The organism is Streptomyces sp. NPDC007162 (genome assembly GCF_040634175.1).
GTDB lineage: Bacteria > Actinomycetota > Actinomycetes > Streptomycetales > Streptomycetaceae > Streptomyces.
Window position 1 is genome coordinate 24,340 of the sequence record NZ_JBEYFC010000016.1, and the last position, 14,705, is coordinate 39,044.

The 14,705-nt window shown below is 70.2% G+C and carries 18 protein-coding genes; 5 read left to right on the forward strand and 13 right to left on the reverse strand.

Annotation, left to right across the window (positions count from 1 at the left end; genetic code table 11):
* Positions 1-210 precede the first annotated feature (210 nt).
* Complete coding sequence (locus tag ABZ646_RS03615; protein ID WP_360512550.1) at positions 211-759, reverse strand: TetR family transcriptional regulator; 549 nt, start codon at positions 757-759, stop codon at positions 211-213.
* Positions 759-1,079: a multidrug efflux SMR transporter gene (locus tag ABZ646_RS03620; RefSeq protein WP_360512551.1), complete on the reverse strand. Its 321-nt coding sequence runs from the start codon at positions 1,077-1,079 to the stop codon at positions 759-761. Before ABZ646_RS03620 ends, ABZ646_RS03615 begins: the two co-directional genes overlap by 1 nt.
* Before the next feature lie 322 nt (positions 1,080-1,401).
* Here ABZ646_RS03620 and ABZ646_RS03625 point away from each other — a divergent pair, with 322 nt between their 5' ends.
* Entirely contained in the window at positions 1,402-2,328 is a 927-nt protein-coding gene (locus ABZ646_RS03625; protein WP_360512553.1) for an AbfB domain-containing protein, read from the forward strand.
* A gap of 62 nt (positions 2,329-2,390) precedes the next feature.
* Here the strand turns inward: ABZ646_RS03625 and ABZ646_RS03630 are convergent, their stop codons facing one another.
* From ABZ646_RS03630 to ABZ646_RS03665, 8 genes are read right to left on the reverse strand one after another with little or no spacing between them, the layout of a single operon-like run.
* Positions 2,391-2,723 (reverse strand): metal-sulfur cluster assembly factor, encoded by a 333-nt coding sequence (locus tag ABZ646_RS03630; protein WP_094214784.1) that lies wholly within the window; start codon positions 2,721-2,723, stop codon positions 2,391-2,393.
* Positions 2,720-3,190: a Fe-S cluster assembly sulfur transfer protein SufU gene (gene sufU / locus ABZ646_RS03635; protein WP_360512555.1), complete on the reverse strand. Its 471-nt coding sequence runs from the start codon at positions 3,188-3,190 to the stop codon at positions 2,720-2,722. The genes ABZ646_RS03630 and sufU overlap by 4 nt, the downstream gene beginning before the upstream one ends.
* A gap of 18 nt (positions 3,191-3,208) precedes the next feature.
* Entirely contained in the window at positions 3,209-4,465 is a 1,257-nt protein-coding gene (locus tag ABZ646_RS03640) for a cysteine desulfurase (RefSeq protein ID WP_360512557.1), read from the reverse strand.
* Positions 4,462-5,226 (reverse strand): Fe-S cluster assembly ATPase SufC, encoded by a 765-nt coding sequence (gene sufC / locus ABZ646_RS03645; RefSeq protein WP_360512559.1) that lies wholly within the window; start codon positions 5,224-5,226, stop codon positions 4,462-4,464. The genes ABZ646_RS03640 and sufC overlap by 4 nt, the downstream gene beginning before the upstream one ends.
* Before the next feature lie 8 nt (positions 5,227-5,234).
* Positions 5,235-5,564: a non-heme iron oxygenase ferredoxin subunit gene (locus tag ABZ646_RS03650; RefSeq protein ID WP_360512561.1), complete on the reverse strand. Its 330-nt coding sequence runs from the start codon at positions 5,562-5,564 to the stop codon at positions 5,235-5,237.
* Positions 5,561-6,745 (reverse strand): Fe-S cluster assembly protein SufD, encoded by a 1,185-nt coding sequence (gene sufD, locus ABZ646_RS03655; RefSeq protein WP_360512563.1) that lies wholly within the window; start codon positions 6,743-6,745, stop codon positions 5,561-5,563. The genes ABZ646_RS03650 and sufD overlap by 4 nt, the downstream gene beginning before the upstream one ends.
* A gap of 57 nt (positions 6,746-6,802) precedes the next feature.
* Complete coding sequence (gene sufB / locus ABZ646_RS03660) at positions 6,803-8,224, reverse strand: Fe-S cluster assembly protein SufB (protein WP_360512565.1); 1,422 nt, start codon at positions 8,222-8,224, stop codon at positions 6,803-6,805.
* Positions 8,221-8,964, reverse strand: coding sequence for a metalloregulator ArsR/SmtB family transcription factor (locus ABZ646_RS03665; protein WP_360512567.1), 744 nt, complete (start codon positions 8,962-8,964; stop codon positions 8,221-8,223). Before ABZ646_RS03665 ends, sufB begins: the two co-directional genes overlap by 4 nt.
* 171 nt (positions 8,965-9,135) lie before the next feature.
* Between ABZ646_RS03665 and ABZ646_RS03670 the strand changes: the two genes are divergently transcribed.
* Genes ABZ646_RS03670 through ABZ646_RS03685 form a run of 4 tightly spaced genes read left to right on the forward strand, consistent with a single transcriptional unit; the run spans position 9,136 to position 12,730 of the window.
* Entirely contained in the window at positions 9,136-9,996 is an 861-nt protein-coding gene (locus ABZ646_RS03670) for an AAC(3) family N-acetyltransferase (protein ID WP_360512569.1), read from the forward strand.
* Positions 9,986-10,909 (forward strand): ABC transporter ATP-binding protein, encoded by a 924-nt coding sequence (locus ABZ646_RS03675; protein WP_360512571.1) that lies wholly within the window; start codon positions 9,986-9,988, stop codon positions 10,907-10,909. Before ABZ646_RS03670 ends, ABZ646_RS03675 begins: the two co-directional genes overlap by 11 nt.
* Positions 10,906-11,676, forward strand: a complete 771-nt coding sequence (locus ABZ646_RS03680; RefSeq protein WP_360512573.1) for an ABC transporter permease — start codon at positions 10,906-10,908, stop codon at positions 11,674-11,676. Before ABZ646_RS03675 ends, ABZ646_RS03680 begins: the two co-directional genes overlap by 4 nt.
* A gap of 34 nt (positions 11,677-11,710) precedes the next feature.
* Complete coding sequence (locus ABZ646_RS03685) at positions 11,711-12,730, forward strand: COX15/CtaA family protein (protein ID WP_360512575.1); 1,020 nt, start codon at positions 11,711-11,713, stop codon at positions 12,728-12,730.
* A 25-nt stretch (positions 12,731-12,755) separates the two neighbouring features.
* Here ABZ646_RS03685 and ABZ646_RS03690 read toward each other — a convergent pair whose 3' ends face one another.
* From ABZ646_RS03690 to ABZ646_RS03700, 3 genes are all read right to left on the reverse strand, one after another.
* Entirely contained in the window at positions 12,756-13,862 is a 1,107-nt protein-coding gene (locus tag ABZ646_RS03690) for an amidohydrolase family protein (protein WP_360512577.1), read from the reverse strand.
* A gap of 104 nt (positions 13,863-13,966) precedes the next feature.
* Positions 13,967-14,287, reverse strand: a complete 321-nt coding sequence (locus tag ABZ646_RS03695; RefSeq protein WP_360512579.1) for a hypothetical protein — start codon at positions 14,285-14,287, stop codon at positions 13,967-13,969.
* A gap of 55 nt (positions 14,288-14,342) precedes the next feature.
* Positions 14,343-14,705, reverse strand: a 363-nt coding sequence (locus ABZ646_RS03700; RefSeq protein ID WP_360512581.1) for a UbiA family prenyltransferase, incomplete at its 5' end; no start/stop codon positions are given.

Sequence of the window (14,705 nt, forward strand, 5' to 3'; positions counted from 1 at the left end):
CGGACCGGCGGAGCGATACGGTCCGGGGTGCCGACAGCGTGGTCAGCGACCGCACCGGGAGCGGTGGACGGTACCGGCGGCGCGGTCCGCTCCCGCATCAGGAGCACGGCCTGCGCCGGTGACACAGTCGGCGCCCGCACCGGAGGCAACACCGGCGCCGCCGGCCCAGTCCGCTCCCGCGCCGCCAGCGGAAGCGGCGCTCGCGTCCCCCTAACTGCGGTGCGGGCCGATCACCCTCGCCAGCACCTCCCTGGCATACCCCTGGTCGTACTCCACCCCCGTCAGCAGCACCTGGAGGCAGATCCCGTCCATGAGCGCGACCAGCGCCCGCGCCGTGACCGGGTCGGTGCGGTGGGCGAGCCGGTGGGCGAGGTCGTCGGCCCACTCGGCGGCGACGGGGCGCAGGGCGGGGCGGCGCAGGGCGGCGAGGTAGAGCTCGTACTCCAGCTCCACCCCGGTGCGGTCACCGGCCAGCCACTCCCCCAGCCAGCCCGCCAGTTCCGCCGCCAGGTCGGTCCGCGGATCCTCCAGTCCCCCGCGCGAGGCGATCACCTTGGCGAAGCCCTCGCTGGCCTGGCGCAGTGCGGCGACCATCAGCTCGTCGAGGGTGCTGAAGTGGTAGGTCGTGGAGCCGAGCGGCACGTCCGCCGCGGCGGCGACGGAGCGGTGGCTGAGGCCAGCAAGCCCTTTCTCCCCGACCACCCGGATCGCCGCCTCGATGATCCGCTGCCGGCGCTCCGGGTCGTAACGGCGGGGCATCAGTGCGCGCCCCCCAGGTTCAGGACGACCACTCCCCCGACGATCAGCGCGATCCCGGCGACCTTGACGAGGGACAGCCCCTCCCCGAAGAGCAGCAGGCCGAGCACGGCAATGGTCGCGGTGCCGACCCCGGCCCAGATCGCGTACGCCGTGCCGATCGACACGGTCTTCAGGGTCTGGGCGAGGAGCAGGAAGGAGACGACGTACCCCAGCGTCGTGAGCAGCGTCGGCCAGAGTCGGCTGAAGCCGTCGCTGTACTTCATCGCCGTCGTGGCGGCGACCTCGGCGGCTATGGCGCCGGCGAGCGTCAGGTATCCCATGTGTTCGAGTGTACGCAACGTTGTGTACGGCCGTACACAGCCGCGCGCCCGGAGTGCCGGACGGCCGAGCTCCCACCCAAGTAGGTTCAGACGGCATCCAGTTGGGGCTCCAGGCCGGTCGGCTACAGATGGGTCACGAACCCCCCTGCCGACACCCGAAGATGTTTAATGCTCACAGAAAACGCTAGCCCAAACGGCTCCCCGCAGCCCCGCGGCTCCACTAGTGTGTGCACCTCTGTGATCCACTATTGCTTCACACCTCACCCACTTCTCCCTCACACCCCCGGCTGCCGCTGCCTTGGCGCCGCTGGAGGAATTGCGCATGGCAGAAACCACCCCCCAGCCCCCGCCGCACCCCCAGTGGGAGAACGGCTGGGGCCCCGACAGCTCCCGGGCTCCCGGGACCCGAAGACTCTGGATGGCCGGCACGCTGGCGATCGCCACGGTCGTCGCCTGCGTCACCGCGATAGCCGTCAGCCACCACACCCCTGACCAGGCGTCGGCTCCGCCGCCCACCGGTGCGGCCCTCGACAACGGCCCCGGTCTGCTCTCCTTCGCCTCCCCGACGACCTCGGGCGGGGCCACCCAGCCGAAGGGCACCTCGGGCATGTCGTCGGCCATCACGTCCGGCAGCCCGTCCGCCTCGGCGACCGACGCGCAGCACGGCGCCGACGGCCCGAAGGCCTCGCCGTCCGCCGCGAAGCCCTCCGCGTCATCGGCGGCGGGAGGAAGTTCCGGCGGCACCGCAGGCGGTGCGGGCAGCGCCGGTGGCTCCGGCGGTTCCGGCGGCAGTTCGGGCGGTTCCGGCGGTTCGGGGACGCAGACCGGCGCCGGCCGGATCTCGGTCCGCTCGGTCAACTACCCGGACCGGTACTGGCACGTGAGCGACAGCTACGTGAAGCTGGACGCGCCGAGCGGCTCGGAGTCCCGCGCGGACTCCTCGTTCACCTTGGTCAAGGGACTGGCGAACAGCTCCTGTTACTCGTTCAGGATGAGCGACGGCAGGTACCTGCGGCACCGCAACTTCGTCCTGCGCGCCATGAGCAACGACGGCTCGTCCCTGTTCCAGCAGGACGCCACCTTCTGCCCGCAGAAGACGGCATCCTCGAACGACGTGCTGTTCCAGTCGGTGAACTACCCCAACTACGCCCTGCGCCACAAGAATTTCCAGCTGTACCTGGACCCGTACGACTACAACACCACCAACCGCCAGGACTTCTACTTCGACCTGGTGGACGGGCTGAGCTGAGACACGTGAAAGCGGCGGCACCCGAGCCGGGTGCCGCCGCTTTCACACGCGGGGGCGAAATCTCAGACGTTGAACCCGAGCGCCCGCAGCTGCTCGCGGCCGTCGTCGGTGATCTTGTCGGGGCCCCACGGGGGCATCCAGACCCAGTTGATGCGCAGTTCGCTGACGAGGCCGTCCGTGGCGGACTTGGCCTGGTCCTCGATGACGTCGGTCAGCGGGCAGGCCGCCGAGGTCAGGGTCATGTCGATCGTCGCGATGTTCGCGTCGTCGATGTGAATGCCGTAGATCAGGCCGAGGTTGACGACGTCGATGCCCAGCTCGGGGTCGACGACGTCGTACAGCGCCTCACGGAGTTCCTCCTCCGAGGCGGGCTTCATCTCAACGGTCTCGCTCATGCCGTCCTCCTTTCGGCGTCGGCCGCGCCACCCAGCGCCTGGGCCGTCGCGTCCTTCCACGCCATCCAGCTCAGGAGGGCGCACTTGACCCGCGCGGGGTACTTGGAGACCCCGGCGAACGCGACGGCGTCCTCCAGGACGTCCTCCATCGCCTCGTCGGGCTCCAGCCTGCCCTTGGACTGCATCAGCTCCAGGAAGGTCTCCTGGATCTTCTGCGCGTCCGCCAGGTCCTTGCCCACGAGGAGTTCGTTCAGTACGGAGGCGCTCGCCTGGCTGATCGAGCAGCCCTGGCCCTCGTACGAGACGTCCTCGATCGTGGTGCCGTCGTACTTCACTCGGAGGGTGATCTCGTCGCCGCACGTCGGGTTCACATGGTGTACCTCGGCGTCGCCATCCCTCAGACCACGCCCGTGCGGGTTCTTGTAGTGGTCCAGGATGACTTCCTGGTACATCGAGTCCAGCTTCACGGTCTCAGCTCACGCCCTTCAGCCGAAGAAGTTCCGTACGTGCTCCAGGCCCTCGACCAGAGCGTCGATCTCGGCCGGCGTGGAGTACAGATAGAACGACGCTCGCGTGGTCGCAGGAATTCCGTAGCGCAGGCAGACGGGACGGGCGCAGTGGTGTCCCACCCGGACCGCGATGCCCTGCTCGTCGAGGACCTGGCCCACGTCGTGCGGGTGGATGTCCCCGAGTGTGAAGGAGATCGCCGCGCCCCGGTCCTCGGCCGTGGCGGGGCCGATGATCTTCAGGTCGGGGACCTCGCTGAGACGCTTGACCGCGTACTCCGTCAGCGCGTGCTCATGGGCGAGGATCTTGTCCATGCCGATGGCGTTCAGGTAGTCGATCGCCGCGCCGAGACCGACCGCCTGGGCGATCGGGGGCGTGCCCGCCTCGAACTTGTGGGGGGCGGGAGCGTAGGTCGAGGAGTGCATCGACACCGTCTCGATCATCTCGCCGCCGCCGAGGAACGGGGGCAGGTCCTCCAGGAGTTCCTGGCGGCCCCACAGGACGCCGATGCCGGTCGGGCCGCACATCTTGTGGCCGGTGAAGGCCACGAAGTCGGCCTGCAGGGCCTGCACGTCCAGCGGCATGTGGGGGGCGGCCTGGGAGGCGTCGATGCAGACGAGCGCGCCGACCTCCTGCGCACGCCGGATTATCGTCTCGACCGGGTTGACCGTGCCCAGGATGTTCGACACCAGCACGAAGGAGACGATCTTCGTCTTCTCCGTGATGACCTCGTTGATGTTGGACAGGTCGAGACGGCCGTCGTCGGTGAGGCCGAACCACTTCAGCTTCGCGCCCGTGCGCTGCGCGAGCAGCTGCCACGGCACGATGTTGGAGTGGTGCTCCATCTCCGTGATGACGATCTCGGTCTCGTGGTCCACCCGGTAGGGCTCGTCGGCCCAGCCCAGCATGTTGGCCACGAGGTTCAGCGACTCGGAGGCGTTCTTGGTGAAGATCACCTCGTCGCGGCTGGGCGCGTTGACGAACTCGGCGACCTTGTCGCGCGCGCCCTCGTACAGCGCCGTGGCCTCCTCGGCGAGCACATGCACACCGCGGTGGACGTTGGCGTTGTAGCGCTCGTAGTACTCGCTCAGGGCGTCCAGCACCTGGCGCGGCTTCTGCGAGGTCGCCGCGTTGTCCAGGTACACGAGCTTCCGCCCGTCGTGGACCTGACGGTCCAGAATGGGGAAGTCCTTGCGGATCGCCTCGGTGTCGAGGAGGCCCGGCAACTGTGTCACTCGGATGCGCCGCCCTTCGTGTAAGCCTCGTAGCCCTCGTTCTCGAGCTTGTCGGCCAGCTCGGGACCGCCGGACTCGACGATCCGGCCACCGGCGAACACATGCACGTGGTCGGGCTTGATGTAGCGCAGGATGCGCGTGTAGTGCGTGATCAGCAGGGTGCCGACCTCGCCGGTCTCGCGGACGCGGTTGACGCCCTCGGAGACGATGCGCAGGGCGTCGACGTCGAGGCCGGAGTCGGTCTCGTCGAGGATCGCGACCTTCGGCTTGAGCAGTTCGAGCTGGAGGATCTCGTGGCGCTTCTTCTCACCGCCGGAGAAGCCCTCGTTCACGTTGCGCTCGGCGAAGGCGGGGTCGATGCTGAGGCGCTCCATGGCCTCGCGGACCTCCTTCACCCAGGTGCGCAGCTTGGGGGCCTCGCCGCGGATGGCGGTGGCGGAGGTGCGCAGGAAGTTGGAGACCGAGACGCCGGGGACCTCGACCGGGTACTGCATCGCCAGGAACAGGCCCGCGCGGGCGCGCTCGTCGACGGACATCTCCAGGACGTCCTCGCCGTCGAGCAGCACGGTGCCGCCGGTGATCGTGTACTTCGGGTGACCGGCCAGCGAGTAGGCGAGGGTCGACTTGCCGGAGCCGTTGGGGCCCATGATGGCGTGCGTCTCGCCCTGCTTCACGGTGAGGTCGACGCCCTTGAGGATCTCCTTCGTGGCGTTGTCGGCCTCGACGGTGACGTGCAGGTCTCGGATTTCAAGCGTTGCCATGGATTGCCTCAGGACTCCTGGGTGAGGGAGACGAGCACGTCGTCCCCTTCGATCTTTACGGGGTATACGGGGACGGGGCGCGTGGCCGGGAGGCCGGACGGCTTGCCGGTGCGCAGGTCGAAGCTGGAGCCGTGCAGCCAGCACTCGATCTGGCAGTCCTCCACCTCGCCCTCGGAGAGCGAGACGTTGGCGTGGGAGCAGATGTCGTGGATCGCGAACACCTCTCCCTCGGTACGGACGAGCGAGACCGGCGTGCCGTCGAGTTCCACCCGCTTCGGGGTGTCCTCCTCCAGCTCGCTCAGTCCGCAGACGCGCACGAACGCGGTCGGGGCTGTCATGCGACCGAGGCCTCCAGCTCCTCCTCGATCTTGGCGAGCAGGCGCTCCTCGATGTCGGCGACACCGATCTGCTGGACCAGTTCGGCGAAGAAGCCGCTGACGACGAGGCGGCGGGCCTCGTGCTCCGGGATGCCGCGGGCCATCAGGTAGAAGAGCTGCTCGTCGTCGAAGCGGCCGGTGGCGGAGGCGTGACCGGCGCCGACGATCTCGCCGGTCTCGATCTCCAGGTTCGGCACCGAGTCGACGCGCGCGCCGTCCGTGAGGACGAGGTTGCGGTTCATCTCGTAGGTGTCGGTGCCCTCGGCCTTGGCCTCGATGAGGACGTCGCCGATCCAGACGGCGTGCGCCTGCTCGCCCTGGAGCGCGCCCTTGTAGGCGACGTTCGACTTGCAGTGCGGGGCGTTGTGGTCGACCAGCAGGCGGTGCTCCTGGTGCTGGCCGGCGTCGGTGAAGTACAGGCCGTACAGCTCGGCCTCGCCGCCGGGGCCCGTGTAGGACACGCGCGGGTGCAGTCGTACGACGTCGCCGCCGAAGGTGACGACCACGGACTTGAACGTGGCGTCCCGGCCGACCAGGGCGTTGTGCTGGGCCACGTGCACGGCCTTGTCGTCCCAGTCCTGCACGGAGACGACGGTCAGCTTCGCGCCGTCGCCGAGCAGGTAGTCGACGTTGGCGGCGAGCACCGCGTCACCGGTGTGGTCGATGACGACGACGGCCTCGGCGAAGGCGCCCAGCTCGATCACCTGGTGGCCGAAGGCGGTACCGCCCTCGCCGTGCACGGCGATCCGGACCGGCTCGGTGAGCACCGTCTCCTTGGGGACGGTGACCACGCCGGCCTTCTCGAACGCCGAGTACGCCTGGGCGGCGACGCGGTCCACCGGGGTGCCGGCCCTGCCGAGCCGCGGGTCGTCACGGTCGACGGTCTCGACGGTGACGCCCTCGGGGGCCTCGACGACGACCTTCACGCCCTCGCCGGTGGCGACCGCGGTGCCGTCGTGCAGCCCGCGCAGGCGCTCCAGCGGGGTGAACCGCCACTCCTCCTCGCGGCCGTGCGGGACCGGGAAGTCCGCGACGTCGAAGGACGGGGGCGCGCTCATGCGGGTGGCGACGGTCGACTCGGCGGCCACCGCGATGGCGCCGGCGGTGGTGGAGCCCACCGGGGTGTTCTGAGCCTCAGCCATGGCTGTCGGTCTGCTCGCTTTCTTGCGTATAAGTGGCTTGACGGGAGGGGGACGGCGTCAGCCGACCGCGCCTTCCATCTGGAGCTCGATCAGCCGGTTGAGTTCGAGGGCGTACTCCATCGGCAGTTCCTTGGCGATCGGCTCGACGAAGCCGCGCACGATCATCGCCATCGCCTCGTCCTCGCTCAGACCGCGGCTCATCAGGTAGAAGAGCTGGTCCTCGGAGACCTTGGAGACGGTCGCCTCGTGGCCCATGGACACGTCGTCCTCGCGGACGTCGACGTACGGGTAGGTGTCCGAGCGGGAGATGGTGTCGACGAGCAGCGCGTCGCAGAGCACGTTCGACTTGGAGCCCGGGGCGCCCTCGCCGATCTCGATGAGACCGCGGTAGGAGGTACGGCCACCGCCACGCGCCACCGACTTGGAGACGATGTTGGAGGAGGTGTTCGGGGCCATGTGGACCATCTTGGCGCCGGCGTCCTGGTGCTGGCCCTCGCCCGCGAAGGCGATGGAGAGGGTCTCGCCCTTGGCGTGCTCGCCCATCAGGTAGACGGCGGGGTACTTCATCGTCACCTTGGAGCCGATGTTGCCGTCGACCCACTCCATGGTGGCGCCCTCGTAGGCGACGGCGCGCTTGGTGACCAGGTTGTAGACGTTGTTCGACCAGTTCTGGATGGTCGTGTAGCGGCAGCGGGCGTTCTTCTTGACGATGATCTCGACGACCGCGGAGTGCAGCGAGTCCGACTTGTAGATCGGAGCGGTACAGCCCTCGACGTAGTGCACGTAGGCACCCTCGTCGACGATGATCAGGGTCCGCTCGAACTGGCCCATGTTCTCCGTGTTGATACGGAAGTAGGCCTGGAGCGGGATCTCGACGTGCACGCCCTTCGGCACGTAGATGAAGGAGCCGCCGGACCACACGGCCGTGTTCAGCGCGGCGAACTTGTTGTCACCGGCCGGGATGACGGTGCCGAAGTACTCCTTGAAGAGCTCCGGGTGCTCCTTCAGGGCGGTGTCGGTGTCGAGGAAGATGACGCCCTGCTCCTCCAGGTCCTCGCGGATCTGGTGGTAGACGACCTCCGACTCGTACTGGGCGGCGACACCGGCGACCAGGCGCTGCTTCTCCGCCTCCGGGATGCCCAGCTTGTCGTAGGTGTTCTTGATGTCCTCGGGCAGGTCCTCCCAGGACTCCGCCTGCTTCTCCGTGGAGCGCACGAAGTACTTGATGTTGTCGAAGTCGATGCCGGAGAGGTCGGAGCCCCAGTTCGGCATGGGCTTCTTCTCGAAGAGCTTCAGACCCTTGAGACGCAGCTTGGCCATCCACTCCGGCTCGGACTTCTTGCCGGAGATGTCGAGGACGACCTCCTCGCTGAGGCCACGCCTGGCAGCGGCACCGGCCACGTCGGAGTCGGCCCAGCCGTATTCGTACTTGCCCAGGCCTTCGAGCTCAGGGTGGGCAGTCTCCGTGGGGAGAGTCATGCGGGGTTCCTCCCGGCCGTGCTTGCGGATGCGTCAGTGGAAGTCGTGGAGATCTTTGGGATGAACGTCGTGCAGACGCCGTCGCCGTGCGCGATGGTCGCCAGTCGCTGGACGTGTGTTCCGAGCAGCTCGGCGAAGATCTCCGTCTCCGCCTCGCACAACTGGGGGAACTGCTCCGCGACGTGGGCGACCGGGCAGTGGTGCTGGCACAGCTGTTCGCCGACCGGTGCGCTGCGCGCCGTTGCAGCGTACCCGTCCTGACTCAGCGCCCTGGCCAGCGCTTCCGCACGCTTGTCGGGACTCACGCCCTCGATCGCCCTGCGGTAGACGCTCGCCTGGGCGGTGATCCGGGCCCGCGCGAAGGCGGCGACCGCCTCCTGGCCGCCCTCCTGCTCGGCGATCCAGCGCAGCGCGTCGGCGGCGAGCTTGTCGTACGACTGGTCGAAGGCGTCGCGGCCGCAGTCGGTGAGGGCGAAGACCTTGGCGGGCCGGCCGCGCGTCCGCGCGCCGTACACCCGCTGCTCGCGCGCCTCCACGACCTCGTCGGCGACCAGCGCGTCCAGGTGCCGGCGTACGGCCGCCGGGGTCAGTCCCAGGCGCCCGGCCAGCTCGGTGACGGTCGACGGGCCGTGGTCCAGGATCGACCGCGCGACCCGGTTGCGCGTCGAGCGCTCACCGGTCGCGAGCTCTTCCTGCGGGGGCCCCATGGGGGTCTCCCGAGCCTCGCCGACGTTTTTCACAACGCCATTGTTGCGTAATTCCTCAGAGGCAGGCAAGCCGCGTCCGGGCGACAGAACGGTGCCCTGCGTCACTTAGGTCTACCTAATCCGACCTGCGGAAACGATCTCTGATCGATCTCCCTCGGCCGAACCGGTGGCGCGTCACGGCCCCCTCCGGAACACTTCCGGACCATGCCCACACCCACTCCGACCGGCCCTCTTGTCACCCGGGGCAGCCTCGCCGAACAGCTGCGCGCGCTCGGCGTCCAGCCCGGTGAGGTCCTCCTGGCACACACCTCGCTCAGCTCGCTCGGCTGGGTCAACGGCGGACCCGTGGCCGTCGTCCAGGCGATCCTCGACGCCCTCGGCCCGGACGGCACGCTGGTGGTCCCCACCCAGACCGGCGACCTCTCCGACCCGGCGCTGTGGCACGACCCGCCGGTGCCCGAGGAATGGTGGCCACGGATCCGCGCGACCATGCCCGCGTACGACCCCCGGACCACGCCCTCGCGCGGGGTCGGAGTGGTCCCGGAGACCGTACGGAACTGGCCGGGTGCCGTGCGCAGCGCGCACCCGCAGACCTCCTTCGCGGCCGTCGGCCCGCACGCCGCCCGGCTCCTCGACGGCCACGCCCCCGACTGCCGGCTCGGCGAGCAGAGCCCGCTGGCCCGGCTCGAGGCGGTGCACGCGCGCGTGCTGATGCTCGGCACCGGTTACGACACCTGCACCGCCTTCCACCTCGCCGAGTACCGGATCCCCGCCCCGCGGGTCCGGGTCGGCCGGCCCGCCGCGGGCGGCGGCTGGGAGGAGGTGACCGAGGTGTCCATCACCTCCGACCGCTTCGACGAACTGGGCCACGACTTCGAACGCGACCGCCCGGTGGTCCTGCGCGGCACGGTCGGCGCGGCCGGGGCGCGGCTCTTCCCGGTGGCGGACGCGGTCGCCCACGCCGAGCGGTGGCTGGCCGTGCACCGGCCCCGTGAGGAGGAGATGCAGCACCCGGCCGTCCGGGTGACGGGAGACGTCCCTAGACTCTGTCACCATGCGAAGTGAGCCCGTGGTCCAGGTGCGGGACCTGGTGAAGCGGTACGGCACGAAGACCGCCGTGGACGGCCTCGACCTGGTGGCCCGGCCGGGAGTGACCGCCGTACTCGGCCCCAACGGAGCGGGCAAGACGACGACGATCGAGACCTGTGAGGGGTACCGCAGACCGGATTCCGGCTCGGTGCGCGTCCTGGGCCTCGATCCCGTACGGCAGACCGCCGAGCTGCGCCCCAGAGTGGGGGTGATGCTCCAGTCCGGCGGGGTCTACTCCGGCGCGCGCGCCGACGAGATGCTGCGGCACGTGGCCAGGCTGCACGCGCACCCACTGGACGTGGACGCGCTGATGGAGCGGCTGGGCCTGGGCAGCTGCGGCCGGACGTCGTACCGTCGGCTCTCCGGCGGCCAGCAGCAGCGCCTGGCCCTCGCCATGGCCGTGGTCGGCCGCCCGGAACTGGTCTTCCTCGACGAACCGACCGCGGGACTCGACCCGCAGGCCCGCCGCGCCACCTGGGACCTGGTGCGGGACCTGCGCACCGACGGGGTCTCGGTCATCCTCACCACGCACTACATGGAGGAGGCCGAGCAGCTGGCCGACGACGTCGCCGTCATCGACGCCGGACGGGTGATCGCCCAGGGCTCCCCCGAGGAGCTGTGCAGGGGCGGCGCCGAGAACACGCTGCGGTTCACCGGCCGCCCCGGACTCGACGTCGGCTCCCTGCTCAAGGCGCTCCCGGCGGAGTCGACGGCGGCCGAACTGACCCCGGGCTCCTACCGGGTCATGGGCAAGGTCAATCCGCAGCTGCTGGCCACGGTGACGTCGTGGTGCGCCCAGCACGGGGTGATGCCGGACCGCATCTCCGTGGAACGCCACACCCTAGAGGACGTCTTCCTCGAACTGACCGGCAAGGAGCTGCGCTCATGACCACCGCGACGGGCACCTACGCCCCCCGGCCGGGCGCCGCCCCGCTGCCCCGCATGATCGCGGCGCAGGCCGCCCTGGAGACGAGGATGCTGCTGCGCAACGGCGAGCAGCTGCTGCTGACCGTCGTCATCCCGACCCTCCTGCTGGTCCTGTTCAGCTCGGTGGACATCGTCGACACCGGCGCCGGCAAGTCGGTCGACTTCCTCGCCCCCGGCATCCTCGCCCTGGCCGTCATGTCCACGGCCTTCACCGGCCAGGCCATCGCGACGGGGTTCGAACGCCGGTACGGCGTCCTGAAGCGGCTCGCCTCCTCCCCGCTCCCCCGCTGGGGCCTGATGGCGGCGAAGACGGCGTCGGTCCTGGTCACCGAGATCCTCCAGGTGATCCTGCTGACGGTGATCGCCTTCGCCCTCGGCTGGTCCCCGCACGGCAACCCCCTCGCGGTCCTGCTCCTCCTGGTCCTCGGCACGGCCGCGTTCTCCGGCCTCGGCCTGCTGATGGCGGGCACCCTCAAGGCGGAGGCCACCCTGGCTGCCGCCAACCTGGTCTTCCTGCTGCTGCTGGTGGGCGGCGGGGTCATCGTCCCGCTGGAGAAGTTCGGCGGCGCCCGGTCGGTGCTCGGCCTGTTGCCCATCTCCGCCCTCTCGGGCGGCCTGCGGGACGTGCTGCAGCACGGAGCGGGGATGCCCTGGGGCGACCTGGGGATTCTGGGAGTGTGGGCGGTGGTGGCGCTGGCCGTGGCGGGACGCTTCTTCCGTTGGGAGTGACCCTCGTGAACGCATGCACAAGCGGCCCCCTACCATGGTGCTCGTGCCAAAGCTGACCCCCACCGACGTCGTTGCGGCTCTGCGCAACCCGCTCGCCTTCATCGCCGACCGCTGGACCCCGGATCCCCGGACGGTCCGGCGGGCCGCCCTCACCGCGCTCGTCATGTCGGTGGTCATCGTGGTCACCGGTGGCGCGGTGCGGCTCACCGGCTCCGGCCTCGGCTGCCCGACCTGGCCCGAGTGCACCGACGGCTCGCTGGCCCCGACGACCGCGCTGAGCTACCACAGCGCCATCGAGTTCACGAACCGCATGCTCACGTACGTGCTGTGCGCGGCGGTCGGCTGGGCGATCATCGCCGCCCGGTCCGAGAAGCCGTACCGGCGCAGTCTGACCCGGCTGGGCTGGGCGCAGTTCTGGATCGTGATGGGCAACGCGATCCTCGGCGGCATCGTGGTGCTCGTCGGCCTCAACCCGTACACCGTCGCCGCCCACTTCCTGCTGGCGACGGTCCTCCTCACGGTCGCCGTGGTGATGTGGCAGCGCACCCGCGAGGGCGATGGAGAGCCGCGGCCGTTGGTCGGCAGGGCCGTGCAGCAGCTGGTGTGGGCCCTGGTGGTGGTGGCCGGCCTGCTCATCACGGCCGGCACGGTCGTGACCGGCGCCGGACCGCACCCAGGTGACTCCGGCGAGGTCAAGCGCATCCACATCAGCTGGTCGGGCGTCGCGGAACTGCACGCGGTGTTCGCCTGGATCGTGGTGTCGCTGACCTTCGCGCTGTGGTTCTTCCTCAAGGGCGTCAACGCGCCCCGGGGCCCGCGCGACCGGGTCCGCGACCTGTTCCTGGTCCTGCTCGGGCAGGGCGTGATCGGTTACGTCCAGTACTTCACCCACCTGCCCACGGTCCTGGTGGGCCTCCACATGTTCGGCTCCTGCCTGGTGTGGATCGGTGTGCTGCGGGTCCTGCTGTCCCTGCGGGAACGCGCCGAGGTCACGGCCGAGCTGCCCGCCCAGTCGTACGACGCGGTGGGCGCGTCGGCCGCCCGCGCCGAGTAGCCCCGGAGCCGTCCCGGGGCACGGCTCACTCCAGTCCGTACACCCGCCGCGCGTTCCCCGCCGCGATCAGTCTGGCCACACGCTGGGCGTCGGCCTGCGACCAGGCGCCCTCGGCGACCCAGCTGCCGAGGACCCGGGCGAGGGACTCGCGGAAGAGGCGGGCGGCGACGACGTGGAGTTCGGGCAGGCCGTGTGCGCCGCTGGAGAACAGGATCTTGCCGAACGGGGCGAGTTCGAGGATCTCGGCGAGGATCGTGGCGGCCCGGGCCCCGGTGCGGACCAGGGCCGCGCCCGAGTCGGCGAAGACGTGCGGGAAGACTCCGGCCAGGTGGGCGGCGTGCCGGTGGTAGGGGTAGCCGTGCAGCAGGACCAGGTCGGTGCCGAGGCCCGCGGTGGCCCGGACGAAGTCCGTGAGCAGCACCGGGTCCGTACGGTCGATCCGGGTGCCGGGCTCGGCCAGGCCCGCGTGCAGTTGCAGGGGCAGCCCGGAGGCCACCGCGATCCACAGCAGGTGGCGCAGGAGGACCGGGTCGGACAGTTCGCCGCCGACCCGGCGGGCCGCCAGCCAGCGGCCCGCGGCACCGCGCACCTCCCCCGGGCCGGGGGGCTCGGGGGCCAGGGCCAGGCCGTGCCGCAGGCCCGCGACCGAGGTGAAGGCGACCGCGTTCGCCGCCGCGCCGTGCACCGACTCGGCCAGGTTCGCGAGGAAGGACTCGACGGTTCCCGAGGTGTCCGCGACCTGTTCCGCGAGGAGTTCCAGGCGGACGATCTCGCGGGCGTCCGCGTCGCCGGTGGAGGCCATCTCGGTGGGACCGGTGAGGTCGCCGGGGAGACCGGTGTCGACGAGGTAGGTGGTGATGCCGCTGCCGCGCAGGAGCCGGCGGCCGGCTTCCAGGACGCCGAGTTCGCGGCGCCGGGCCAGGTAGCGGGCGGGCGGGCAGTGCGGTTCCAGGCCGAGGAGCGGGGGGCACCAGCGGCGCACCGCGAAACCGGTCTGGGTGTCGAAGAGGGTGGTGCCGGGGGCCGGAGGGCCTTCGGTGCGGGCGAGCTGGGCCTCGAAGGTGCCCAGGCCCAGCTCGGTGCGGAGCACTCCGTGGCAGTACTGGTCCACCAGGGACGGCGTGTCGATCATCCGGGCTCCCCGTGGACGACGGTTGCTTAACCGTCTTAACGGGGGAACGGGACTGAGGTCGCGGTGTGCGGTCGTTCTTCGGCCGCGGGCCGGGGGCGCGTTGTTCAGCCGCCTACTTGGATGCCCGCCATGCGCTTCCACTCGTACGGGCCCGTCGTCACCTTTGCCGCGAGCTCGCCGTCGAAGGACTCGTGGGCGGTGATGCCCGACTTGGCCACCGCCTGCTCGGCGATCTCGTAGGTCGGGGCCACCAGGTCGCCCCAGCCGCCGTCCGCGCCGACGAGGACGATGCGGGCGCCGCGTTCGCCGATGTAGGCCACCTGGCCCTCGGCGCCGCCGTGGGCCCTGGCGAAGGTGCCGATCTGCTTGGCGAGGCGCGCGACCTTGCGCTCGGTCTTCTGGTCCACCTGCTGCGTGTCTGCCATGGACAGGATGCTACCGACGGGTAGATCGATTGGCGACGGAAGGGCCGAGTGACCCTTACCTCAGGAAGGGATCGACCGCCACGGCCACGAAGAGCAGCGAGACGTAGGTGATGGACCAGTGGAACAGCCGCATCTCCTTGAGCTTGCCGCCCGTCACCTCGGCCTTGGCACGGTTCTGCAGGGCGTGCGCCTCCCACAGCCACCAGCCGCCCGCCACCAGCGCGACCAGCGTGTAGAACCAGCCGGTGTAGCCGAGCGGGGTGAGGAGCAGGGAGACGGCGACCATCACCCAGCTGTAGATGACGATCTGCTTGGCGACCACCTTGTTGGAGGCGACCACCGGCAGCATCGGCACGCCCACGCGCGCGTAGTCGTCCTTCACCTTCATGCCGGTCGCGGCGGCCCGCAAGGCACGGTT

Excerpts from the sequence above, each read along its gene's own strand:
- ABZ646_RS03615 (WP_360512550.1), bottom strand. The coding sequence starts at position 759 with ATGCCCCGCCGTTACGACCCGGAGCGCCGGCAGCGGATCATCGAGGCG.
- ABZ646_RS03620 (WP_360512551.1), bottom strand. The coding sequence starts at position 1,079 with ATGGGATACCTGACGCTCGCCGGCGCCATAGCCGCCGAGGTCGCCGCC.
- ABZ646_RS03625 (WP_360512553.1), top strand. The coding sequence starts at position 1,402 with ATGGCAGAAACCACCCCCCAGCCCCCGCCGCACCCCCAGTGGGAGAAC.
- ABZ646_RS03630 (WP_094214784.1), bottom strand. The coding sequence starts at position 2,723 with ATGAGCGAGACCGTTGAGATGAAGCCCGCCTCGGAGGAGGAACTCCGT.
- sufC (WP_360512559.1), bottom strand. The coding sequence starts at position 5,226 with ATGGCAACGCTTGAAATCCGAGACCTGCACGTCACCGTCGAGGCCGAC.
- ABZ646_RS03650 (WP_360512561.1), bottom strand. The coding sequence starts at position 5,564 with ATGACAGCCCCGACCGCGTTCGTGCGCGTCTGCGGACTGAGCGAGCTG.
- sufD (WP_360512563.1), bottom strand. The coding sequence starts at position 6,745 with ATGGCTGAGGCTCAGAACACCCCGGTGGGCTCCACCACCGCCGGCGCC.
- sufB (WP_360512565.1), bottom strand. The coding sequence starts at position 8,224 with ATGACTCTCCCCACGGAGACTGCCCACCCTGAGCTCGAAGGCCTGGGC.
- ABZ646_RS03670 (WP_360512569.1), top strand. The coding sequence starts at position 9,136 with ATGCCCACACCCACTCCGACCGGCCCTCTTGTCACCCGGGGCAGCCTC.
- ABZ646_RS03675 (WP_360512571.1), top strand. The coding sequence starts at position 9,986 with ATGCGAAGTGAGCCCGTGGTCCAGGTGCGGGACCTGGTGAAGCGGTAC.
- ABZ646_RS03680 (WP_360512573.1), top strand. The coding sequence starts at position 10,906 with ATGACCACCGCGACGGGCACCTACGCCCCCCGGCCGGGCGCCGCCCCG.
- ABZ646_RS03685 (WP_360512575.1), top strand. The coding sequence starts at position 11,711 with ATGGTGCTCGTGCCAAAGCTGACCCCCACCGACGTCGTTGCGGCTCTG.
- ABZ646_RS03690 (WP_360512577.1), bottom strand. The coding sequence starts at position 13,862 with ATGATCGACACGCCGTCCCTGGTGGACCAGTACTGCCACGGAGTGCTC.
- ABZ646_RS03695 (WP_360512579.1), bottom strand. The coding sequence starts at position 14,287 with ATGGCAGACACGCAGCAGGTGGACCAGAAGACCGAGCGCAAGGTCGCG.